Origin of the sequence: Corallococcus sp. AB049A (genome assembly GCF_003668885.1) — a bacterium.
GTDB classification, from domain to species: domain Bacteria; phylum Myxococcota; class Myxococcia; order Myxococcales; family Myxococcaceae; genus Corallococcus; species Corallococcus interemptor.
Map to the genome: position 1 here is coordinate 1 of NZ_RAWL01000122.1, position 20,857 is coordinate 20,857.

The following is a 20,857-nucleotide window of genomic DNA, read 5'->3' on the forward strand; positions in this document are numbered from 1 at the left end:
GTGGTGCGGGCGGCGGGTTTCAGCCCTCGCGGGTAGGGGCTCGGGTGGTGTAAGGAGCGCGCCATGCCTCGCTATTTCGAAGGGGATTTCCTCCCCCCCCAGGGCCGGTTCGCCATCTGCGTGTCCCGGTTCAACAGCTTCATCACGGAGGCGCTCCTGTCGGGCGCCGTGGACACGCTGGTGCGCCATGGCGTCAAGGACGACGCCATCGACGTGTACCGCTGCCCCGGCACCTATGAGCTTCCGGGCGTCACCCGCCGCGTGTCGGAGAGCGGCCAGTACGCGGGCATCATCGTCCTGGGCGCGGTGATTCGCGGCGGCACCCCCCACTTCGACTACGTGGCGGGCGAGTGCGCCAAGGGCATTGGTTCGGTGGCGTTCAGCGCGGCGGCGGGCCCCAAGCCGGCCTCGGTGACGTTCGGCGTCCTCACGTGCGATACCGTGGAGCAGGCCATTGACCGCGCGGGCGTGAAGGCGGGCAACAAGGGCGCGGAGGCCGCGCTGGCCTGCATCGAGATGGTCAACCTCTTCGCTCGCATGCCGGGCGCGGAGCGGAAGGGATAACCGCGATGGGCGCGCGCAGAACGGCACGGGAGCGGGCGCTGCAGGCGCTCTATCAATTGGAGATGACCCAGGGCGCCACCACGCGGGAGGCCCTGGACTCGGCATGGGCCGCCTCCGCGGAGGACGGCAAGCCGGAGCCGGACGCGGTGAAGTTCGCCAAGGAGCTCGTGGAGGGCGTGGAGGCCCACCGCGAGGAGATTGACGCGCTCATCGAACGCCACAGCCACAACTGGCGCCTGGACCGCATGTCCCGCATCGACCGGAACGTGCTCCGCCTGGGCATCTTCGAGCTGAAGTACCGCCCGGACATCCCCCGCAAGGTGACCATCAACGAGGCGGTGGAGCTGGGGAAGAACTTCGGCAACGAGGAGTCGAGCGCCTTCGTCAACGGCCTCCTGGACCGCGTCGCGGTGGCGCTCGGGAAGCCGTGAGCCAGACGCAGACCCTGGACGTGGGCCTGGAGGGCCTGGACGCGCTGAGTGGGGTGGACGCCCTCTGCCTCTTCGTGGCCGAGGACGACCGCCCCCTGCCGTCCTCCGCCGGCTACGTGGACTGGCGGCTGTGCGGCGCCCTGTCGCGCGTGCTCCAGGGTGGCTTCTTCACCGGCGTGAAGGACGACTGGCTCCTGCTGCCGTCGGACGGGAAGCTGACCGTGCCGCGCATCTTCGTGGTGGGGCTGGGCTCCCGGAAGCGCCTGGACGCGGCCGCGCTGGGCGAGGCGCTGGCGGGCGCGGCGAAGGTCCTGAGCCGCGCGAAGGTGGAGTCGGTGGCCTTGGAGGTCCCGCAGGGGTCCTCCTTGAGTGACTCCTCCCGGGCAGAGGCCTACCAGCGGCAGTTCCTGCCCGCGTTCAAGGGGGGACGGGTGTCCCTCCTCGCGGACAAGGGGCTTGTCGGGTCGCTGTCATCCAGGAAGGGCTGACGCACAGCGTCCGGGTGGGGGTTCTGCTAGCATCTGGCCCTTGAGGCGCGCGCGATGAAGTTCAAGGTGTTGATCGTCGAGGACTCCAAGGTGTCGCGCGAGCACATCGCCGCGACCGTGGAGGCCGTGGATGGCGTGGAGGCTATTGCCACCTCCAGCGGCTTCGAGGCGCTGAAGCTGCTGCCGCGCCAGCGCTTCGACCTCATCATCACCGACATCAACATGCCCGACATCAACGGGCTGGAGCTCATCAACTTCGTCAAGAAGAACCCCAACTACCGGGACGTGCCGCTCATCATCATCACCACCGAGGGGCGTGAACAGGACCGCTCCAGGGGGATGGCGCTGGGCGCCGCGGGCTACCTGGTGAAGCCGTTCCAGCCGGAGGACCTGGAGGCGCTCCTGCGGCGCTTCCTGAAGCCGCTGTGACGCCCGGAGGCAAGGCGCTGGCGGAGTTCGTCGCCGAGGCCACCGAAATCCTCGATGCGCTGGGGCGCGACCTCCTGGCCCTGGACGAGGCGCGCGGCCAGGAGGCGGACCCGGAGCACATCAACGGCATCTTCCGCGCGGCGCACTCGCTCAAGGGCCTGTCCGGCCTCTTCGGCCAGGAGCGCATCAGCCAGCTGGCGCACGCGGCGGAGGACCTGCTGGACCGCCTGCGCCTGGGCCGGCTGACGCTGGACGACAAGGTCCTGGACACGCTGGTGGACGCGCTGGACACGTTCCAGGCCCTGCTCGGAGAGGCATCCCGGAGCGAGGAGGGCCAGGAGCTCACCCAGCGCACCCGCGCCATGGAGGACCGCATGGCGCGGCTGGGGTCGCCCCCGCCCGCCGTGGAAGAGGATCCGCTGGAGCGGCTGGAGCTGGACGGGACGGTGCGCGCCGTCTTCACCGAGTACGAGGAGCACCGGCTGCGCGAGAACGTGCGGCGCGGCGTGTCCCTGTGGCGGGTGCGCGCGGCGTTCGACCTCACGGATTTCGACCAGGGACTCGCGGACCTGAACGCGCGCCTCAAGCCCCTGGGCGAGGTCATCAGCACGCTGCCCTCGTCGCGGCCGGGCGGCGCCAACGGCATCGCGTTCGACCTCATCTTCGGCGCGAAGGTGGACGCGCGGGCGCTGGAGGCCGGCCTCAAGGGCACGCCCGCGGAGCTGGCGCCGCTGTCCGTCCGGCCGCCGCTCGAGGCCACCGACACCGAGGTGCTGCCGCCGCTGGGGGCTGACGAAGAGGAGGAGGGCGACGACGAGGGGCTGGTGGAGACCACGAGCCTCGCGACCGTGTCCTCGCCCCCCTTGGGAAGCCCTCCGCGCATGCGGGCGGTGACGCCTCCGGCCACGGTGGTGGGGCTTCAGGCCGCCGCGTCCGCGCCCATCCCCGCGGGCCGTCCCAAGGCGGAAGAGACGTCCATGCGCTCGCTCACGCAGACAGTGCGCGTGGACATTGGCCGGCTGGACGGGCTCATCAACATGGTGGGCGAGCTGTTGCTCATCAAGGCCAACCTCCAGCGGCTGGCGGAGACGTCGGGGCAGGACGGCACCGTCGCGCTGTCCAAGCTCTTCGGCCAGGAGCTGTCTCGGGAGACCCGGCAGCTGGAGCGCAAGCTGGAGGCGCTGCAGGAGGGGCTGCTCGAAGCGCGCATGGTCCCGGTGGGCCAGGTCTTCGACAAGCTGGCGCGGCTGGTGCGCAAGATTGCCCGCGAGGCCGGGAAGGAGATCGACTTCGTCAGCTCCGGCGGCGAGGTGGAGCTGGACAAGCTCATCGTGGAAGAGCTCAGCGATCCGCTGATGCACCTCATCCGCAACGCCATCGACCATGGCGCGGAAGGGCCGGAGTCGCGGCTGTCCGCGGGCAAGCCCCGGCGCGCGGTGGTGCGGCTGCGCGCGGAGCAGAAGGGCAATCACGTCGTCATCAGCGTGTCCGACGACGGCTCGGGCATCGACGAGGTGCGCGTGCGCGAGGTGGCGCTGGCGCGGGGGCTCGTCACTCCGCCGCAGGTGAGTGAGATGACGCGGCGGGAGCTGCTCAACCTCATCTTCCTGCCGGGCTTCTCCACCCGCTCCAGCGTCAGCGCGCTGTCCGGGCGGGGCGTGGGCCTGGACGTGGTGAAGAACAACCTGGGCAACCTCTCCGGCATCATCGACGTGTGGAGCGAGCGCGGGAAGGGCACGGCCTTCCACCTGACGCTGCCGGTGACGCTGGCCATCGTGCGCGCGCTGGTGGTGGGCGTGAGCGGCCGCACCTACGCGGTGCCGCTCAACAGCGTGCTGGAGATCCTCTCCGTGCAGCCGCGCGACATCCGCACCGTGGAGCGCCGCGAGGTGCTGGATCTGCGCGGCCAGACGCTGCCCTTTTTGCGGCTGAGCCGGCTGTTCCACCTGCCGGAGCGCGAGGTGAACCGCCACTTCGTCGTCGTGGTGGGCCTGGCGCAGCAGCGGCTGGGCATCGCGGTGGATGAGCTCTTCGGCCAGCAGGACATCGTCACCAAGCCCCTGGGCGGCCGGCTGAGCGGGGTGAAGGGCATCTCCGGCGCCACCGACCTGGGCAACCGCCGCACCGTCCTGGTGCTGGATGTCGCGGAACTCCTGGAAGAGGGCATCGCGCAGGAGCGGCGCCGCGCTTGAGGCGTCCGCGCCGGGGGCTGCTATCCTCCGGCGCGTGTCCCGTTTCGAAGCCCTGCTCGACGCGTTCTTCTACCGCCCGGACGAGGACGTCAGCGGCCTCCTGGACTTCGCGGCGGGCAGTGACGGCCTGGCGCAGCCGCTCCTGGAGGAGGAGCCCGTCGAGTACCTGGCCTTCCGCCTGGAGTCGGAGTGCTACGCGGTGCCCATCCTCGCGGTGCGGGAGATCTGCAAGGTGCCGCTGCTCACGGAGATTCCGCGCGCGGAGCCGCAGCTGTTGGGCGTGATGAACCTGCGCGGGGAGCTGTTGCCCGTCTACGACGTGAAGCTGCGGCTGCGGCTGGCGGACGCGCCGCCGGTGGTGGCGGGGCCGGACGCGGGCCTGCCGCCCCGGGCCGCGCGCATCCTGGTGCTCAAGACGGAGGACGGGCCCGCGGGCGTGTGGGTGGACTCGGTGGCGGGGGTGGTGCGGCTCAAGCCGTCCATGGTGGAGCTGTCGCCCGCGGGGCTGCGAGGAGACCGCGACTGCGTGGCGGGGCTGGGGCGCAAGGGCTCGCAGCTCTACATCCTGTTGGATCCGGAGCAGGCGCTCGCCCCATGACGGACCCCGTGAACCTGCTGGCCCGCCGCCCGCGCGGCGACGTGACGCGCGAGCCAACCGCGGCCGACGCGGAGGTGCAGCTGTGCGCCTTCTTCGTGGGCAACGAGGAGTACGTGCTGGACATCATGCGCGTGGAGGAGATCCTCCCGCCCCAGCGCGTGATTCCCATCCCGCATGCGCCCGCCTTCGTGGAGGGCGTGCTGCACCTGCGCGGCGCGATGCTCCCCGTCATCGACCTGCACCGGCGCCTCTTGAACCAGCCCTTGCAGGAGACGCGGCGCACGCGGCTGCTCGTGTGCCGGCTGGGCACGCGGCGCGTGGTGGCCCGGGTGGACCGCGTGGCGGAGGTGCTGCGCGTGCGGCGCGGCGACATCAAGCCCGCGCCGGCGCTCATGTCCGGAGGCCGCACGCCGTTCGTGGTGGGCGTGTGCGGACCGCCGGAGCGGCTGCGGCTGCTCCTGGACCTGAAGGCGCTCTTGCGCGCGGAGCTGGAGCGCGACGCCCGTCCGCCGTCCTCGGGATGAGCGCGCCGCTTTCGTCGTGCGACCCGGGGATTTAGGGAAGGACGACATGCGAGACCTGAGCGGGCATCGGAAGTCGCTGGGTTGGCTCTACATGTTCGTGCACCTGCTGGTGCTGCTGGGCGCGGGAGGGCTGGCGTATGCCACCTGGCTGGTGGCGCTCGTCGTCGCCCACGGGCACTCCACGCCGCCCGTGACGGTGGCGGAGAACCCGGCGGTCCTGGGGATGTCGGTGTTCGTGCTGGTGCTCCTCGCGATGGCCATCGCGGGGCTCTCCCTGGGCGTGGCGCTGATTCGCGGCAGGCCCGTGTCCAAGGGCCTGGCGACGCTGCTCGCCATCCTCGCGCTGCCCAACTTCCCGCTGGGCACGGTGCTGGGCATCTATTCCTTCTGGTACTTCGGCCAGGAGGGCTGGGACGCGGACCTCCAGGAGGCCTGAGCGAGCCCTCGTGTCGCGAAGGGTGCGGAGGTGAACGTTTCCATCCGCCGCCGGGCTGCCCTCCCGTGCTGGGAGCAACCTCGTGGGACGCGACTCCCCCGGCGGCTTCAAGCAGGATGGGGACAACCCGAGGCACGCGAGCCCAACGGAGGACGGCGATGAGCGACACGGTGCGGTCCCCCGCGGGGCAGGAGGAGGCTCGGTACCGGGCGCTGCAGGCGGTGGATCCGCGCGCGCCCGGAGCGCTGGAGACCTTCACCACCGGCCTGCATGACGAGAGCTGGCGCGTGCGCCACGCGGCGGCGGAGGGCCTGCGCCGCGTGCCGGACGCGCCGGGCGTCACCGCGCGGCTCATCTCCGTCCTGGGAGAGCGCGGAGAGACGGGCGCGCGCAACGCGGCGGCGGAGGCGCTGGCGGGCCTGGGGCCGGTGGCGATAGCGCCGCTGGTGCAGTTGCTGGAGCACGAGGATCCGGATCAGCGCAAGCTGGCCGCGGACATCCTGGGCCAGCTGGGCCGCCCGGAGGTGGAGGACGTGCTCCTGCGCGCGCTCTCCGACGAAGACCTCAACGTGCGCGTGGCCGCCGCGGAGGCCCTGGGGCACATGGGTGGAGACGCCGCGGCGCGGGCGTTGGAGGAGCTGCTGGACGCGCCCACGCTCCTGTTGCGGCTGGCCGCGCTGGAAGGGCTCGCGTCGCTCAAGCGCGCGCCGCCGTTGGCGCGGGTGATGGCGCTGGTGGAGGACTCTGGCCTGCAGCGCAGCGCCCTGCGGCTGTTGGGCCTCTATTCCCCGGGCGAGGCCACGGAGCGCATCTGCCGGGCCCTGGCGTCGCCGGTGCGCTCGGTGCGTGAGGCGGCGCTCGTCGCGCTGGGGACGCAGGCGTCGGGGCTGGGGCCGTACGAGCGCGGAGAGCTGGACGCGGTGGCGCGCTCGGTGCTGGCCGGCATCCCGGGCGTGACGGCGCACGTGGCGCAGGCCCTGGACGGAGACGACGTCCAGGTGCGGGCGGGCGCGCTGGTGGCCGCCGGGGCACTGGGAGAGGCGTCGCTCGCGGTGGCGGTGGCGGAGGTGGCGCGCGAGGACCGGTTGTTGCGCGAGGTGCTCTTCACGCTGGGCCAGCTGGGAGCGGAGGGGCGGCGCCTGCTGCTTGGGAGCATGGGCACGCTGTCCCTGCCCGCGCGCACGGTGGCGGCCGAGGCCCTGGTTCTGCTGGTGGACTCGACGTCGGTGCCGGAGCTGTGCGCGCTGCTGGAGTGGGCGGAGGACGACCTTCGCGCGGTGGTGGTGCGGGCGCTGGGGCGCACGCAGTCGCCGGAGGCCGTGGCTCCACTGGTGGCGCTGCTCGCCGACCTGTCGCTGTCGAGCATGGCGGCGCGGGCGCTGGAGCAGCTGACCGTGACCCATCCGCAGACGGCGCTGAACGCGCTGGAGGCAGCGGTGGAGCAGCGCACGACGCCCGCGGCGGTGGCGGCGCTGGGCCGGCTGGGCGGCGCGCGGGTGCTGCCCGTGCTGCGGCGGATTGCACGCGACGCGGACGCCTCCTGGCGCGCGGCGGCGGTGGAGGCGGCGGCCCGGGCGGACGGCGAGGCCGGCCTGGAGCTGGCGCGCGGCGCGCTGGCGGACGAGTCCCCCCGGGTGCGCATCGCCGCGGTGCGCTCCTTGGGACAGCAGGGCGGCAAGGAGGCCGCGGCGTTCCTGGGGCTCGCGCTGAAGGACGAGGACCGGGGCGTGCGCGTGGCCGCGGTGGAGGCCGTGGGCGCGGCCGGCGCGAAGGAGCGCTCGCCCGACCTGGAGTCACTGGTACGGCATGCCGACAGCGGGCTCGCGATGCTGGCGGTGCGCGCGCTGACGAACCTGGGCACGGTGGGCGCGGGCGTGCTGTGGGACGCGCTCAGCCATCATGACGCGGAGGTGGTGAAGGCAGCGCTGGCGGCGCTGGCGTCGGCGGAGGCCTCGGCGGATGGGGCGTCGCTGGCGGTGTCGCTGTTGGGCCATCCGCGCTGGGACGTGCGGGCAGCGGCGGCGCGTGTGCTGGGCGGCCTGGGGCGGCCGGAGTGCCTGCCCGCGCTCCAGCACGCGATGACGCTGGAGCAGGACGCGGTGGCGCAGGTGGCGCTGGCGGAAGCAGTCGTCCGGCTGTCGGGGCGTTGAGGGGAGGACCCGGATGCCACGCTTCGACGAGGGCCGCCCTGAGATGACGCTGGAGGAGTTCCGGCTGCTGCGCGACCACGTCTACGCGCACTGCGGAATCCTCATCCACGAGAACATGAAGTTCGTGATGGAGCGCCGGCTGTGGCCCCGCCTGGAGGCGCTGGGGATCCAGGACTTCGGCTCCTACCACCGCTACCTGCGCTACGACGCCCAGCGCAACGCGGAGCTGGAAGCGGCGGTGGAGTCCCTCACCACGCACGAGACCTACTTCTTCCGCGAGCCCGCGCAGCTCAGGGCCTTCTGCGAGGAGCTGCTCCCCATCCTGGAGAAGCGCAACGCGCACACGCGGCGGCTGCGGCTGTGGTCCGCGGGGTGTTCCTCCGGTGAAGAGGCGTACACGCTGGCCATGCTCCTGAAGGAGAGCGGCCGCTTCGACGACTGGGACGTGGAGGTGCTGGGCACGGACCTGTCGCGCCGCGTGCTGACCGTGGCCCGCCGCGCCGAGTACGGCCCCAGCGCCCTGCGCGCGACGCCGCCGGACCTGCTGGAGCGCTACTTCGTGCCCGTGGGCGTCAACCGCGTCCGCGTGCGCGACGACGTGAAGGCGTGGGTGAGCTTCGGCCACCACAACCTGTCGGACGTGGCGGGCAGCCAGCTGGTGCCGCGCTCGGACGTCGTCTTCTGCCGCAACGTGATGATCTACTTCGACCTGGCCGCGCGCCGCCGCGTGCTGGGCGTCATCCGCGACCGGCTCTGTCCCGGGGGCTACCTGCTCTTGGGCCACGCGGAGAACCTGCTCAGCCTGGGCGCGGACTTCGAACTGGTGCACCTGAAGGGCGACCTCGTCTACCGCCGGCCCGAGCTTCCGGGCGGGGAGGGCCGCTGATGGCACGCCCGCTCACGGTGCTCGTCATCGACGACTCGGCCACCAACCGCCGCACGCTCACCACCCTCCTGGAGTCCTCCGGGGAGGTGATGGTGCTGGACTGGGCCCAGGACGGCGAGGAGGGCCTGAAGAAGGTCCTGGACCTGAAGCCCGACGTGGTGACGCTGGACCTGGAGATGCCCCGGCTGGGTGGCCACACCTTCCTGCGCCTGCTCATGCGCGCGGCGCCCACGCCCGTCATCGTCATCTCCAGCTACGCGCACAAGTCGGACGTGTTCAAGGCGCTGGAGCTGGGCGCGTTCGACTTCATCGCCAAGCCTCCCCAGGGCACGCCCGCGGCGCTGGAGCAGCTGAAGCGCGAGCTCATCGACAAGGTGCTCGCCGCGCGCCACGTGAAGTCCGGCGGACGCCACGGGGCCGCGCCGCGCGCCTCCCTGCTGACGGGCGAGCTGCCGCAGGTCATCGCCGTGGGCGCGTCCACGGGCGGGCCTCCCGCGGTGCAGCGGCTGCTGGAGGGACTGGCCGCCGAGCCCACCGTCAGCGTGCTGGTGGGCCAGCACATGCCCTCGCAGTTCACCCGGGCCTTCGCGGAGCGGTTGGATCGCATTGGCCCCTTCACGGTGACGGAGGCATGCGAGGGCGACGTGGTGAAGGCGGGCCACGTCTACATCGCGCCGGGCGGGCGGCACCTGCTCCTGTCGGACCGCACCGGGCGCCTGGAGCTGCGCACGCCCTCGCCGGTGCCCGCGGACAAGTACGCACCGTCGGTGGACCGGCTCTTCGAGAGCGCGGCGGAGGTGCTGGGGCCTCGCGCGGTGGCGGTGGTGCTGACGGGCATGGGCGCGGACGGAGCGCAGGGCGTGCGCGCCGTGCGCCGCGAGGGCGGCGAGACCTGGGCCGAGTCCGAGGACACGGCGGTGGTGTACGGCATGCCCAAGGAGGCCATCGCCACCGGGGCGGTGAGCCGGGTGCTCGCGCTGGACCACATCGGCCCGGAGCTGGCCGCGCTGGTGCGCCGCCGCCGGCAGTCCGGCGGGCAGTGAATCGCTGGCTGCATGACAGCCGCCGCACAATCCCGGGCCGGGCGGCGCGCGGGTGCTAGGCTGAGGGGCATGTCGCAGCAGCCGATCCGTGCGCTGGTGGTGGATGACTCGCAGGCCATGCGCCGCAGCATCATGTACGCGCTCCAGCGCCTGGCGGACGTGGTCTGCATCGAGGCGCAGGACGGCGTGGAGGGGCTGAAGAAGCTCTCCACGCAGGGCCGCTTCGACCTGGTGATGACGGACATCAACATGCCGTTGATGGACGGGCTGAAGCTCATCCACCACATCCGCCAGACGCAAGAACACCGGGCGGTGCCCATCGTCGTCGTGACGACGGAGAGCGCGGCCGCGGACCGCGAGCGGGCCATGGCGCTGGGGGCCACGGCCTACCTGGTGAAGCCCGTGCAGGCCCGCGTGGTGCTGGACACCGTGAAGGAGCTGCTGAAGCTCGGCTGAGCTTCCGGCGGCATCCCAAGGGCACGCATGGAACCGGCGCTGGACGTCGAGGGCCTGGAGAAGACGTACGGCGCGGTACAGGCGGTGAAAGGCCTGTCCTTCCAGGTGGCGCCGGGCGAGGTGCTGGGCCTGGTGGGCCCCAACGGCGCGGGCAAGACGTCCACGCTCCGGTGCCTGGCCGGCATCCTCCCGCCGTCCTCCGGGCGCGTGCGCGTGGCGGGCTTCGACGTGGCCGAAGCACCGGTGGAGGCGAAGCGCCACCTGGCCTTCCTCCCGGACGAGCCGCGCTTCTTCGAGTACCTCACCGTCTGGGAGCACCTGAACTTCACCGCGCGCCTCTACGGCGTGGAGGACTGGGAGGAGCGGGGCCGCGCGCTCCTGGAGGAGATGGAGCTCACGGGCCGGGAGAAGTCACTGCCGGGCGAGCTGTCGCGGGGCATGAAGCAGAAGCTGTCCATCGCGTGCGGCTTCCTGCACCAGCCCCGGCTCATCCTCCTGGATGAACCACTGACGGGGTTGGATCCGCTGGGCATCCGCCGCATGAAGGCGTCCCTGCGCCGCCGCGCGGAGGAGGGCACGGCGCTGGTGCTGTCGTCGCACCTGCTGCCGCTGGTGGAGGAGCTGTGCCACCGGCTGCTCGTCATCGCCGGAGGGCGCGCGGTGGCGCTGGGTTCGCTGCCGGAGATCCGCGAGCAGATGGCGGGCGCGGCCGGGGACGGCGCCTCGCTGGAGGAGCTGTTCGTGCGCATCACCAGCGCGGCGTCGGAACAGGCGTGAGCTTTCCGGGCGCGGTGGCGTTCCTCTGGGTGAGGACGTGGCGCAACCGGGTGGTGCGCCAGGTGCAGCGGCTGAAGCGCCCGCGCTACCTGCTGGGCGCGCTGGTGGGGCTCGCGTACCTGTACTCGCTGGTGGGACGCAGCGTCTTCGTCCAGGGCACGGGCCGCGCGGTGTCCCCCAACGCGAGGCTGTTCGCGGAGTTCTCGCTGGAGATGTCGGTGCTGGGCACGCTGGTGACGGCGTGGGTGCTGGGCGCGGACCGGCCCGCGCTGACCTTCACGCAGACGGAGGTGCAGACCTTCTTCTCCGCGCCCGTCACGCGCAAGGCGCTCTTGCACTACAAGCTCCTGCGAGGCCTCCTGAGCGCGATGCTCGCGGCGCTGGCGGCGACGCTCTTCGTGGGGCGCTTCACCAGCCCGAGGCCAGAGCTCTTCTTCCTGGGCGCGTCGCTGGCCATGGGGACGCTGTACCTGCACGGCACCGCGGCGTCCTTCGTGCGCGCGTGGCTCGTGTCGCAGGGCCGCTGGGGCAGCGTGGTGCGCTGGGCGGTGGTGGCCGCGCTGTTCATCGCGGTGATGGGCACGCTCCTGTCCACGCTGCAAGAGCACCCGATGCCGGAGAACCTCTCCGCGCCCTTCGCCGTGCGCGAGTGGCTGCGTGAAGTGCTCAGCGCCCCTGGACCGCGCGCGGTGTTGTGGCCGGGCAGGGCGCTGGTGGCTCCAGCGATGGCACGAAGCTGGGAGGGCTTCCTGCGCTACCTGCCCGCGTCGCTGGCGCTGCTCGTGGCGCATTACGCGTGGGTGCTGGCGGTGGAGGTGCCCTTCGAGGACTCGGCGGTGGCCGGGGCGGAGGCGCGGACGCGGCGGCGGGAGCAGCGGGCCGCGCGCTCCGGCAGGCTGCGCGTGGGCCGGGTGCCCTTCGTGTTGAAGGCCCGGGGGCGTCCGGAGGTGGCGCTCCTGTGGAAGAACCTCATCGCGCGCAGGCGCATGGGCAGCGGGCTGGTGATGCTGCTGGCCTTCGGGGTGCTGGGCGCCGTGTTCGCGCTGGTGATGGGGGACACGCGGCTGTTCTCCAACAGCCGTGAGTTCCTGGGGCCCATGGCCCTGATGGTCGCGCTGGCCATGGCCGTGATTGGCCCGAGCGCGTTCCGCACCGACCTGCGCATGGACCTGCCGAAGCTGGAGCTGTTGCGTGCACTGCCGCTCACGGGCCGGCAGGTGGTGGGGGCGGAGCTGGCGGCCTCCGCGCTGACGCTGGGCGTGGCGCAGTGGGTGATGCTGCTCGTGGCGCTGGTGCTGGGCGTGGGCCGGGACGACGTGACGCTCGCGCCGTGGTCCACGCCGGTGGTGCTGGGCCTCATGCCCGTCCTGCCGGCGCTGGGGCTGGCGGGGCTGTTCGTTCAGAACGCGGCGGTGGTGCTGTTGCCTGCGTGGATTCCGGCGGACTCGGAGCGGGCGCGCGGCGTGGAGGCGCTGGGCCAGCGGCTGCTCACGCTGGTGGGCACGCTGGTGGTGACGTTCCTGGGACTGTTGCCCGCGGCGGTGGTGGCCCTCCTCGTGGGCTATCCGCTGTTCACTGTCATGGGCCGCTGGGCGGTTCCACTCGCGGGGCTGGCGGCGGCGGGGGCACTCTTCGCGGAGGTGGCGCTGGGCGTCGCCGTCCTGGGCCGCGCCTTCGAGCGGCTGGACGTGTCGGAAGAACAGTCGAACGAAGCGTGAAAGCGCGCACGAGGGGAGCACCGCCATGAAGGTCGGTTTCATCGGGTTGGGGAACATGGGCACGCCAATGGCGTCGAACCTGGCCGGCGCGGGCCATGAGCTCGTCCTCTGGAACCGCACCGCATCCAAGGCGGATCCGCTGAAGCAGCAGGGCGCGCGCGTGGCGAAGACGCCCGCCGAGGCCGCCCGCGACGCGGAGGTCGTCTTCTCCATGCTCGCGGATGACCACGCCGCGGAAGAGGCCGTGCTGGGCAGGGACGGCGTCCTCAGCGCCCTGCCGAAGAACGCCATCCACGTCTCCTCCAGCACCATCTCCGTCGCGCTGTCGGAGCGCCTGACGAAGGCGCACGCGGACGCGGGCCAGGGCTACGTCTCCGCCCCCGTCTTCGGCCGGCCCGAGGCCGCCGCGGGCAAGCAGCTCTGGGTCGTCGCCGCGGGCCCGAAGGCGCAGGTGGAGAAGGTGCGTCCGCTGCTCACGGCGCTGGGGCGCGGCCTCACGGAGCTGGGGGAGCGGCCCGCCGCCGCGAACACCGTGAAGCTGTCCGGCAACTTCCTCATCGCGTCGATGATGGAGGCCCTGTCGGAGTCCTTCGCGCTCGCGGAGAAGTGCGGCGTGGAGCGCGCCGCGTTCCTGGACGTCTTCAAGTCCGTCTTCGCCAAGGCGCCCATCTTCGAGAACTACGCGGGCGCCATCGCGAAGGGCCAGTACACGCCCGCGGGCTTCGCGCTGCGCCTGGGCCTCAAGGACGTGTCCCTGGCGCTGGAAGCGGGGAGGGCCGCCGAAGTGCCCCTCCCGCTGGCCAGCCTGCTGCGCGACCACTTCCTCACCGGCGTCGCCCAGGGCCGGGGTGACGAGGACTGGTCCGCGCTCGGCGCGCTCGCCCAGGAGCGCGCCGGCATCAAGAAGAAGCAGGGCTGAGCGGACTAGAACGTCGCGGAGCCCGGGACGCGCGGGTAGGGGATGGCGTCCCGGATGTTCTGCAGGCCGCACATGTAGACGATGAGCCGCTCGAACCCCAGGCCGAAGCCCGCGTGCGGCACCGTGCCGTAGCGGCGCAGGTCGCGGTACCACTGGTAGTGCGCGGGATCGAGGCCGAACTTCTTCATGCGCGCGTCCAGCACGTCCAGGCGCTCCTCGCGCTGGCTGCCGCCGATGATCTCCCCGATGCCCGGGGCGAGCACGTCCATCGCGGCCACGGTCTTCCCGTCCTCGTTGATGCGCATGTAGAAGGCCTTGATGGCCTCCGGGTAGTTCATCACGACGACAGGCCGGCCCACGTGCTCCTCGGTGAGGTAGCGCTCGTGCTCCGTCTGGAGGTCCTTGCCCCACTCCGGCGTGTACTCGAACTTCTTCTTCGCCTTCTGGAGGATGGAGACGGCCTCCGTGTAGTCGATGCGCTCGAAGCTGGAGCCGATGAACTTCTCCATCCGCTCCGTGACGCCCTTCTGCTGGCGCTCCTCGAAGAACTTCATGTCCGGCGCGCACTCGTCCAGCACGGCCTTGAACACGTACTTGAGGAACCGCTCCGCCAGCGCCGCGTCCTCGTTGAGGTCCGCGAAGGCGATCTCCGGTTCAATCATCCAGAACTCGGCCAGGTGGCGCGTGGTGTTGCTGTTCTCCGCGCGGAACGTGGGGCCGAACGTGTAGACCTTGGACATGGCCAGGCAGTACGCCTCCACGTTCAGCTGCCCGGACACGGTGAGGTAGGCCTCCTTGCCGAAGAAGTCCTTGCCCCAGTCAATCTTGCCGTCCTGGCCGCGCGGCGGGTTGTGCGCGTCCAGCGTGGACACGCGGAACATCTGCCCGGCGCCCTCCGCGTCGCTCGCGGTGATGATGGGCGTGTTCACCCAGCAGAAGCCCTCACCGTGGAAGAAGCGGTGCACCGCCTGCGCCGCCGCGTTGCGCACGCGGGTGATGGCCCCGAAGGTGTTGGTGCGCACGCGCAGGTGCGCCACTTCCCGCAGGAACTCCAGCGAGTGCTGCTTCGGCTGGATGGGGTAGGTGTCCGGGTCGTCCACCAGGCCCAGCACCTGCACTTCGTCCGCCTGGATTTCGAACGCCTGCCCCTTGCCCTGGGACTGCACCAGCGTGCCCCGGCAGACGACGGAGGCGCCCGCGGTGAGGTGCAGGACTTCCTTGTCGTAGTTGGGCAGCGAATTGGGCGCGACGACCTGGATGGGGTCGAAGACCGACCCGTCGCTCACGTTCACGAAGCTGATGCCCGCCTTGGAGTCGCGGCGCGTCCGCACCCAGCCGCGCACCTCCACCTTCGAGCCCGCTTCGACGGCCCCCGACAGGGCCTTCTTCACACTCACGACCTGCATGGTGCTCTCCCTCATGCTCCAGACCGGGAAGGCGAGTTAGTCGTGCCCGGGCCCGAGGGCAAGCACCGTCAGCGTCCCCCTCCTTCCCTCGGGCCGCCAGGTCAGGGACTCCGGGGTGCCAGCCGTCCAGGCTTCCGACGCGCCAAGACTTGTTGCCCGCGTGTCCTACCTCCCGCTAAGAGTCTGAAAAGCCATGGCGATGAACGAGCGTTACGAGCCGCAGTCGATTGAAGGAAAGTGGCAGACCCGTTGGGAGCAGGAGGGCCTCTTCCGGGCAGGCAGACGCCCGGATGCCCCCAAGAAGTACGTCCTGGAGATGCTGCCGTACCCCAGCGGTCAGATGCACATGGGGCACGTGCGCAACTACCTCATCGGGGACGTCTACGCGCGCTACTACCAGATGCGCGGCTTCGACGTGCTGCACCCCATGGGCTGGGACGCCTTCGGCCTGCCGGCGGAGAACGCGGCCATCAAGGACGGCGTCCACCCGGCCATCCGCACCCGCGAGAACATCGAGTCGTTCAAGGCGGAGATCAAGACGCTCGGCTACAGCTACGACTGGACGCGCGAGGTCAACACCAGCCAGCCGGAGTACTACCGCTGGAACCAGTGGTTCTTCCTCCAGATGCTCGAGCGCGGGCTCGTCTATCGCCGCTTCAGCAAGGTGAACTGGTGTACCGGCTGCCACACCGTCATCGCCAACGAGCAGGTGAAGGACGGCCGCTGCGAGCGCTGTGACTCCGAGGTGCAGGACAAGGAGATGCCCGAGTGGGCGTTCCGCATCACGAGGTACTCGCAGGACCTGCTCGACGCGCTCGACACGCTCAAGGAGTGGCCGGACCGCATCACCTCGGCCCAGCGCAACTGGATTGGCCGCTCGGACGGCGCGGAGGTGGACTTCCGCGTCCAGGGGCATGACGCCGCCCTGCGCGTCTTCACCACGCGCGTGGACACGCTCTTCGGCTGCACCTACGTGGTGCTCGCGCCGGACCACAAGCTCGTGGCCCAGGTGACGACGGCGGACCGCCGCGCGGACGTGGACGCGTTCGCCAAGAAGATGGCCGCGCAGAACAAGACGGAGCGGCTGGGCGAGGACGCGGAGAAGGAGGGCGTCTTCACCGGCGGCTACGCGCTCAACCCGGTGACGGGCCAGCCGGTGCCCATCTGGATCGCCAACTTCGTGGTGAGCGACTACGGCACCGGCGCGGTGATGAGCGTGCCGGCGCACGACGCGCGCGACTTCGCCTTCGCGCGCAAGTACTCGCTGCCCGTGCGCGTGGTCATCCAGCCCGCGTCCGGCGACAAGCTCGGCGCCGGTGAGACGCTCGAGTCGGCGTACACGGAGGACGGCGTCCTCGTGGACTCCGGGGACTTCAGCGGCATGCCTTCGGCCGAAGCGCGCGTGAAGCTCGCCGCGAAGCTGGAGTCGCAGGGGCAGGGCAAGGCCACGGTGACGTACCGCCAGAAGGACTGGGGCTTCAGCCGCCAGCGCTACTGGGGCACGCCCATCCCCATCGTCTACTGCGAGAAGTGCGACCCCGAGCGCAAGGGCATCCCCGTCCCGGTGGAGCAGCTCCCGGTGCGGCTGCCGGACATCGACACGCAGGCGGTGCTCACCGGCAAGGGTGAGCCGCCGCTCGCGAAGGTGCCGGAGTTCGTCAACGCGGCCTGCCCGAAGTGCGGCGGCGCCGCGCGCCGGGAGACGGAGACGATGGACACCTTCGTCGACTCCTGCTGGTACTTCGCGCGCTACCTGTCGCCGAAGTACGACGTGGCGCCCTTCGACCCGAAGGAGGGCAAGCGCTGGCTCCCGGTGGACATCTACGTGGGCGGCCCCGAGCACGGCGTGATGCACCTGCTCTACTTCCGCTTCTGGACCCGGGTGATGAAGCTCCTCGGGCTGTCCCCGGTGGACGAGCCCGTCACGCGGCTCATCACCCAGGGCATCGTCAACGGCGCGGACGGCCGGAAGATGGGCAAGCGCTACGGCAACGGCGTGGCGCCCAACACCATCGTGGCGAAGTACGGCGCGGACACCGCGCGCACCTACGTGCTCTTCGCGGGCCCGCCGGAGCGCGACTTCGACTGGTCCCACGAGCAGGTGGAGGGCGTGTTCCGCTTCCTCAAGCGCGTGTGGACGCTGGCCGCCACGCACCACGCCGTCGCCGCGGACGCGACGTACTCGGGCCCCTACGAGGGCAAGGCGCTGGAGACGCGCCGCGCGGCGCACAAGTGCGTCAAGCGCGTGACGGAGGCCATCGAGCGCCTTTCCTTCAACACCGCCGTCGCCGGCGTCATGGAGTGCGTGAACGCGCTCTACGCGGTGGGCACGCCGGAGACGCCCGCGGAGAAGGCCGCGATGGGCGAGGCGGTGCGGCTGCTCGCGCGCATCCTCACCCCCCTCGCGCCGCACATCGCGGACGAGCTGGCGGAGGCCTACGGCGCGAAGGCGTCCACCGTCACGGAGGCCTGGCCGGAGTTCGACCCGGCGCTCGTGGTGGACGACGTGATTCCGTACGCCGTGCAGGTGAACGGCAAGCTGCGCGCGGAGGTGCGCGTGGCGGCGGACGCGGACGAGGCGGCGGTGCGCGCGGCGGCGGAGGCGGACGACAAGGTGAAGGCCGCGCTCGAGGGCAAGACGCTGCGCAAGTTCGTCTTCGTCCCCAAGCGGCTGGTGAACTTCGTCGTCGGCTGACAGCCGGGAAGAGGGAGGGGCGGTGCCCGCGGAAGTGCTCGTCATGTGCTCCGCCTGCGGGCGCCCCCAGTCGGCGGCCCGGCGCCGCTGTGCCTTCTGCAACGCGGAGCTGCCGGAGGCGCCCCTGCCGTCCCGGTCTTCTCCGGGGACGCCCGTGCCATCGTCGCCGGGCTTCTCACCGCTGGCGCTGGAGCTGGGCAACCGGCGCGCCCTGGCCGTGAACGGCGAGCAGCTGTCGTTCCAGGGGCGCCCGGGCGGAGGCCCGACGCTCGACGTGCCCTGGGCGCGCGTGCGGCGGCTGGAGTGGCGCACGCGGCCCTATTTCGAAGCGCTGGGGCTGCTCGCCTTCACCGCGCTGGGCCTCCTCTGGGCGCCCACGCAGGCCGTGCGGCTCCTGGCCCTCGTGGCCGGCGTCATCGGCCTGGGGCTCGCGGCGCTATACCGCCACCACGGGCTCACGCTGGAACTGGATGACGGCACGCGGATGCAGTGGCCCCTGGGCATGGCGCTGAAGGGCTCCGCCCGGGAGCGAGGGCTCGAAGCGGCCCGCGCCACGCTGGCGGACGCAGGACGCATGCGCGGCGTACCGGTGGCCGGCTCCGACGCTTGACGGAGGATCGCGGCCGGGTAGGGTGCGCGCCCATGCGGCCCTCCGGGAACGTGGTGCGGACAGGTGCGGTGAAGGCGTTCCGCTGGGGCGTGGCGGCGGTGGCGATGCTGGGCGCCGGGTGCGGCTACCGCTTCAGCCCGTGGGGCTCCGCGCTGCCAGAGGGCACGGGCCAGGTGTGCGCGCCCGTCTTCACCAACGAGACGCCGGAGCCCTCGCTGGAGAACCTCTTCACGCGCTACCTGCGCAACCAGCTGATTGAAGCGGGCCGGCTGGCCACCGCTCCGGGCTGCGACTCGACGATTGAAGGGGCGGTGCTCGGCATCTGGTCATCCCCGACCATCATCCCCAACAACTACCGCATCTCCACGACGGTGCGGCTGCGCCTCGTGAAGGAGGGGCGGCTGCTGTCGGAGACGGTGGTGTCGGGGACCGAGGACTACCTCCAGGGACGTGGCAACGTCCTGGAAGCAGAGGCCAACCGTCAGGCCGCGCTGGCGCGCCTGGCGGAGCTGCTCATGCGCGACGGATACGATCGGCTGGCCAGCACCTGGTGAGGACCGGGGAGCCCGGTCCTCGACACGCGGTGGTGCTACGGGACGACTAGGCCTTCGCCTTCGCGGCGGCCTTGGCCAGCCGGGAGATGCGGCGCGCGGCGGTGCGCTTGTGCAGGACGCCCTTGCTGGCCGCCTTGTTGAGGGTCTTGGAAGCCGCCTTCAGCGCGTCCGTCGTCTTCGAACCGTCCTTGGAGGCAATGGCCTCGCGGGCGGACTTGACGGCGTCCTTCACGGTCGTCCGGACGTTCACGTTCCGGGCGCGGCGCTTCAGGGACTGGCGGTAACGCTTCTCTGCGGACTTGGTGTTCGCCAAGGAAATGCTCCAGCGGAAGGCAAGACAAGAAAAGAGGGGCCGTCCTTACTGCGACGACCCGGTTGCGTCAAGGCACGCGTGCGATCGCGATCAGGATTTCCGGTGTCGGAACCCCCGGGAGGCCTCCGGAATGCCCTCCGGAGCCCCCACCCGCGCCCATGGCGGAAGAATCAGGCCGGCGGGGCGGCGTATTCCCACCGCAGCCCGGCCGGATCCACGAACTGGAAGCCCGTCTCGGCGCTGGCGCCCGCCACCAGCCGCCCCGGGTGGTGCGCCCGGAACAGCTCCTGGAGCCGGGCGACGGCCGCCTGGGAGGGGGCCTCCAGCGTCAGGGCCACCGGGGAGCCGGCCAGCGCCTGGGCGCCCGGCGTGAAGACGAGCCCCAGGCCCGCACCCGTGTAGGCCGCCGTGCCCTCCGGCGACCGGGTGGGGGCCCACCCCAGCCAGGCCGCCACCCCGTCCCAGAAGGCCCGCTGGGCCGCCACGTCCGGCACGGCCAGGCGCAGGGTGGCCACGGACGCGCGCGGCGCATGGCTCGGTGGGGGCAGCGCCTTCTCCACGGCCTTCGCGGCCTGCCAGTGGCGCTCCATGTGCTCCAGGCTGGCGCCGCCGAAGGGGACCTGCTCCTCGTTCAGCTTCGCCTCGATGTACTGGAAGCGGGTCACGAAGCGGCGCGTGGCCATGCGCAGCGCGTCCTCGGCCGGCGTCTTCACGAAGCGGGCGAGGTTCGCCAGCGAGAACAGCACGTCCCCCAGCTCGTGCTCGATGGCGTCCCGGCCTCCGGAGGCGATGGCCTCGTCCAGCTCGCGCAGCTCCTCGTCCAGCTTGCCCCGCACCCCGGCCAGGTCCGGCCAGTCGAAGCCGATGCGGCTGGCCTTCTCCGTGAGGCGCTCGGCGCGCAACAGGGACGGGGCCTGGGTGGGCACGCCGTCCAGCACGGAGCCCGCGCGCCCGGTCTTCTTCTTGCGCTCCTCCGCCTTCAGCTGCGCCCAGTTGGCCAGCACCTGCTCGGCGCCCTTCACCTGCTGATCCCCGAAGACGTGTGGGTGCCGGCTGGTGAGCTTGTCGCTGATGGCCGCGCAGACGTCCGCCATGGTGAACTCGCCCAGCTCCGCGGCCAGCTGCGTGTGGAAGACAATCTGGAAGAGGAGGTCTCCCAGTTCTTCACACAGGGGGCGCCAGGGGCCGCCGTCGGCCACGCGGTCCATCTCGTCCAGGACCTCGAACGCCTCCTCGGTCAGGTAGGGGCGCAGCGAGCGCAGGTCCTGCTCGCGGTCCCACGGGCAGCCGCCCTCGGCCCGGAGGCGCCGCATGATCTCCACCAGTCGTTCCAGCTCCGCTCCAGGCGCCGCCATTCATTCACTCCCGAGCAATCCCCCCGCCTCGGGCTCCTGTAGCACGGGCGGCGGGCACCACATGATTTCGGATCGTCCCGCCTGTCGCCTATCATCGGACGCCCGGATGCTCCGCTCGTTCCTCGGCCTGTGTTGCAGCCTCGTGCTGCTTGTCCCCGCGCGCGCCCCTGCGTTGATGCAGGAGCCGCTCCTGCGCATCGAGGAGAAGGTCATCGAGCCGGAGCCGGACCCCAGCACCTTCCGCGCCACGGAGGATGATCCGGTGGAGGACCCCGGCTCCGACTCCGAGCCGGCCGACGAACCGGAGGAGCCC

22 protein-coding genes are annotated in these 20,857 nt (G+C 71.6%); 19 read left to right on the plus strand and 3 right to left on the minus strand.

From position 1 onward, the window contains the following. Positions 1-63 precede the first annotated feature (63 nt). The 15 genes from ribE to D7X55_RS15690 all read left to right on the plus strand — a co-directional run bounded on the left by ribE (position 64) and on the right by D7X55_RS15690 (position 13,611). The gene (gene ribE / locus D7X55_RS15620) at positions 64-564 is read left to right on the plus strand and encodes a 6,7-dimethyl-8-ribityllumazine synthase (RefSeq protein ID WP_120550816.1); all 501 of its coding nucleotides are present in this window, start codon (positions 64-66) and stop codon (positions 562-564) included. A 5-nt stretch (positions 565-569) separates the two neighbouring features. Then, positions 570-995 carry a transcription antitermination factor NusB gene (gene nusB / locus D7X55_RS15625; protein WP_120550817.1) on the plus strand — a complete coding sequence of 142 codons (426 nt, stop codon included), beginning with the start codon at positions 570-572 and terminating at the stop codon, positions 993-995. Beyond that, positions 992-1,483: a M17 family peptidase N-terminal domain-containing protein gene (locus D7X55_RS15630; protein WP_121723452.1), complete on the plus strand. Its 492-nt coding sequence runs from the start codon at positions 992-994 to the stop codon at positions 1,481-1,483. The genes nusB and D7X55_RS15630 overlap by 4 nt, the downstream gene beginning before the upstream one ends. A gap of 54 nt (positions 1,484-1,537) precedes the next feature. Next, entirely contained in the window at positions 1,538-1,912 is a 375-nt protein-coding gene (locus tag D7X55_RS15635; RefSeq protein WP_120550819.1) for a response regulator, read from the plus strand. Beyond that, positions 1,909-4,104, plus strand: a complete 2,196-nt coding sequence (locus D7X55_RS15640; RefSeq protein WP_121723453.1) for a chemotaxis protein CheA — start codon at positions 1,909-1,911, stop codon at positions 4,102-4,104. The genes D7X55_RS15635 and D7X55_RS15640 overlap by 4 nt, the downstream gene beginning before the upstream one ends. A gap of 34 nt (positions 4,105-4,138) precedes the next feature. Next, a complete protein-coding gene (locus D7X55_RS15645) occupies positions 4,139-4,702 on the plus strand; it encodes a chemotaxis protein CheW (protein ID WP_120550821.1) in 564 nt (187 codons plus the stop codon). Continuing rightward, positions 4,699-5,226, plus strand: a complete 528-nt coding sequence (locus D7X55_RS15650; RefSeq protein WP_120550822.1) for a chemotaxis protein CheW — start codon at positions 4,699-4,701, stop codon at positions 5,224-5,226. The genes D7X55_RS15645 and D7X55_RS15650 overlap by 4 nt, the downstream gene beginning before the upstream one ends. Positions 5,227-5,272: 46 nt before the next feature. Beyond that, complete coding sequence (locus tag D7X55_RS15655; RefSeq protein WP_121723454.1) at positions 5,273-5,662, plus strand: hypothetical protein; 390 nt, start codon at positions 5,273-5,275, stop codon at positions 5,660-5,662. Between the two features lie 158 nt (positions 5,663-5,820). Beyond that, the gene (locus tag D7X55_RS15660; protein ID WP_121723455.1) at positions 5,821-7,812 is read left to right on the plus strand and encodes a HEAT repeat domain-containing protein; all 1,992 of its coding nucleotides are present in this window, start codon (positions 5,821-5,823) and stop codon (positions 7,810-7,812) included. A gap of 13 nt (positions 7,813-7,825) precedes the next feature. Then, positions 7,826-8,698, plus strand: a complete 873-nt coding sequence (locus D7X55_RS15665; protein ID WP_199746979.1) for a protein-glutamate O-methyltransferase CheR — start codon at positions 7,826-7,828, stop codon at positions 8,696-8,698. Next, positions 8,698-9,741 carry a chemotaxis-specific protein-glutamate methyltransferase CheB gene (gene cheB / locus D7X55_RS15670; RefSeq protein WP_120550825.1) on the plus strand — a complete coding sequence of 348 codons (1,044 nt, stop codon included), beginning with the start codon at positions 8,698-8,700 and terminating at the stop codon, positions 9,739-9,741. The genes D7X55_RS15665 and cheB overlap by 1 nt, the downstream gene beginning before the upstream one ends. A gap of 69 nt (positions 9,742-9,810) precedes the next feature. Continuing rightward, on the plus strand, positions 9,811-10,197 hold the full coding sequence (locus D7X55_RS15675; RefSeq protein ID WP_121723456.1) for a response regulator: 387 nt from the start codon (positions 9,811-9,813) through the stop codon (positions 10,195-10,197). A gap of 27 nt (positions 10,198-10,224) precedes the next feature. Continuing rightward, on the plus strand, positions 10,225-10,974 hold the full coding sequence (locus tag D7X55_RS15680) for an ABC transporter ATP-binding protein (protein WP_120550827.1): 750 nt from the start codon (positions 10,225-10,227) through the stop codon (positions 10,972-10,974). Continuing rightward, complete coding sequence (locus D7X55_RS15685; RefSeq protein ID WP_121723457.1) at positions 10,971-12,692, plus strand: putative ABC exporter domain-containing protein; 1,722 nt, start codon at positions 10,971-10,973, stop codon at positions 12,690-12,692. The genes D7X55_RS15680 and D7X55_RS15685 overlap by 4 nt, the downstream gene beginning before the upstream one ends. Before the next feature lie 25 nt (positions 12,693-12,717). Further along, positions 12,718-13,611, plus strand: coding sequence for an NAD(P)-dependent oxidoreductase (locus D7X55_RS15690; RefSeq protein ID WP_121723458.1), 894 nt, complete (start codon positions 12,718-12,720; stop codon positions 13,609-13,611). 5 nt (positions 13,612-13,616) lie between these two features. Here D7X55_RS15690 and asnS read toward each other — a convergent pair whose 3' ends face one another. Next, entirely contained in the window at positions 13,617-15,017 is a 1,401-nt protein-coding gene (gene asnS, locus D7X55_RS15695) for an asparagine--tRNA ligase (protein WP_120550830.1), read from the minus strand. A gap of 193 nt (positions 15,018-15,210) precedes the next feature. On the opposite strand from asnS, the gene leuS reads away from it, so the two are divergent. Genes leuS through lptE form a run of 3 tightly spaced genes read left to right on the plus strand, consistent with a single transcriptional unit; the run spans position 15,211 to position 18,876 of the window. Next, positions 15,211-17,712 (plus strand): leucine--tRNA ligase, encoded by a 2,502-nt coding sequence (leuS, locus tag D7X55_RS15700; RefSeq protein WP_120550831.1) that lies wholly within the window; start codon positions 15,211-15,213, stop codon positions 17,710-17,712. Positions 17,713-17,734: 22 nt separating this feature from the next. Further along, positions 17,735-18,322, plus strand: coding sequence for a hypothetical protein (locus tag D7X55_RS15705; protein ID WP_121723459.1), 588 nt, complete (start codon positions 17,735-17,737; stop codon positions 18,320-18,322). Between the two features lie 32 nt (positions 18,323-18,354). Continuing rightward, the gene (lptE, locus tag D7X55_RS15710; protein WP_120550833.1) at positions 18,355-18,876 is read left to right on the plus strand and encodes an LPS assembly lipoprotein LptE; all 522 of its coding nucleotides are present in this window, start codon (positions 18,355-18,357) and stop codon (positions 18,874-18,876) included. A gap of 46 nt (positions 18,877-18,922) precedes the next feature. On the opposite strand, the gene rpsT is transcribed toward lptE, so the two are convergent. Further along, a complete protein-coding gene (gene rpsT, locus D7X55_RS15715) occupies positions 18,923-19,189 on the minus strand; it encodes a 30S ribosomal protein S20 (protein WP_120550834.1) in 267 nt (88 codons plus the stop codon). Between the two features lie 170 nt (positions 19,190-19,359). Continuing rightward, positions 19,360-20,544: a nucleoside triphosphate pyrophosphohydrolase gene (gene mazG, locus D7X55_RS15720; RefSeq protein WP_121723460.1), complete on the minus strand. Its 1,185-nt coding sequence runs from the start codon at positions 20,542-20,544 to the stop codon at positions 19,360-19,362. A 106-nt stretch (positions 20,545-20,650) separates the two neighbouring features. On the opposite strand from mazG, the gene D7X55_RS15725 reads away from it, so the two are divergent. After that, on the plus strand, positions 20,651-20,857 hold a 207-nt coding region (locus tag D7X55_RS15725), incomplete at its 3' end, for a hypothetical protein (RefSeq protein ID WP_199746980.1).

Bases quoted from the DNA above. Each gene is read 5' to 3' on its own strand.
- D7X55_RS15635 (WP_120550819.1), top strand. From the start codon at position 1,538: ATGAAGTTCAAGGTGTTGATCGTCGAGGACTCCAAGGTGTCGCGCGAG.
- nusB (WP_120550817.1), top strand. From the start codon at position 570: ATGGGCGCGCGCAGAACGGCACGGGAGCGGGCGCTGCAGGCGCTCTAT.
- leuS (WP_120550831.1), top strand. From the start codon at position 15,211: ATGGCGATGAACGAGCGTTACGAGCCGCAGTCGATTGAAGGAAAGTGG.
- ribE (WP_120550816.1), top strand. From the start codon at position 64: ATGCCTCGCTATTTCGAAGGGGATTTCCTCCCCCCCCAGGGCCGGTTC.
- D7X55_RS15680 (WP_120550827.1), top strand. From the start codon at position 10,225: ATGGAACCGGCGCTGGACGTCGAGGGCCTGGAGAAGACGTACGGCGCG.
- mazG (WP_121723460.1), bottom strand. From the start codon at position 20,544: ATGGCGGCGCCTGGAGCGGAGCTGGAACGACTGGTGGAGATCATGCGG.
- D7X55_RS15690 (WP_121723458.1), top strand. From the start codon at position 12,718: ATGAAGGTCGGTTTCATCGGGTTGGGGAACATGGGCACGCCAATGGCG.
- D7X55_RS15660 (WP_121723455.1), top strand. From the start codon at position 5,821: ATGAGCGACACGGTGCGGTCCCCCGCGGGGCAGGAGGAGGCTCGGTAC.
- asnS (WP_120550830.1), bottom strand. From the start codon at position 15,017: ATGCAGGTCGTGAGTGTGAAGAAGGCCCTGTCGGGGGCCGTCGAAGCG.
- D7X55_RS15655 (WP_121723454.1), top strand. From the start codon at position 5,273: ATGCGAGACCTGAGCGGGCATCGGAAGTCGCTGGGTTGGCTCTACATG.
- cheB (WP_120550825.1), top strand. From the start codon at position 8,698: ATGGCACGCCCGCTCACGGTGCTCGTCATCGACGACTCGGCCACCAAC.
- lptE (WP_120550833.1), top strand. From the start codon at position 18,355: ATGCGGCCCTCCGGGAACGTGGTGCGGACAGGTGCGGTGAAGGCGTTC.
- D7X55_RS15675 (WP_121723456.1), top strand. From the start codon at position 9,811: ATGTCGCAGCAGCCGATCCGTGCGCTGGTGGTGGATGACTCGCAGGCC.
- D7X55_RS15665 (WP_199746979.1), top strand. From the start codon at position 7,826: ATGCCACGCTTCGACGAGGGCCGCCCTGAGATGACGCTGGAGGAGTTC.
- D7X55_RS15650 (WP_120550822.1), top strand. From the start codon at position 4,699: ATGACGGACCCCGTGAACCTGCTGGCCCGCCGCCCGCGCGGCGACGTG.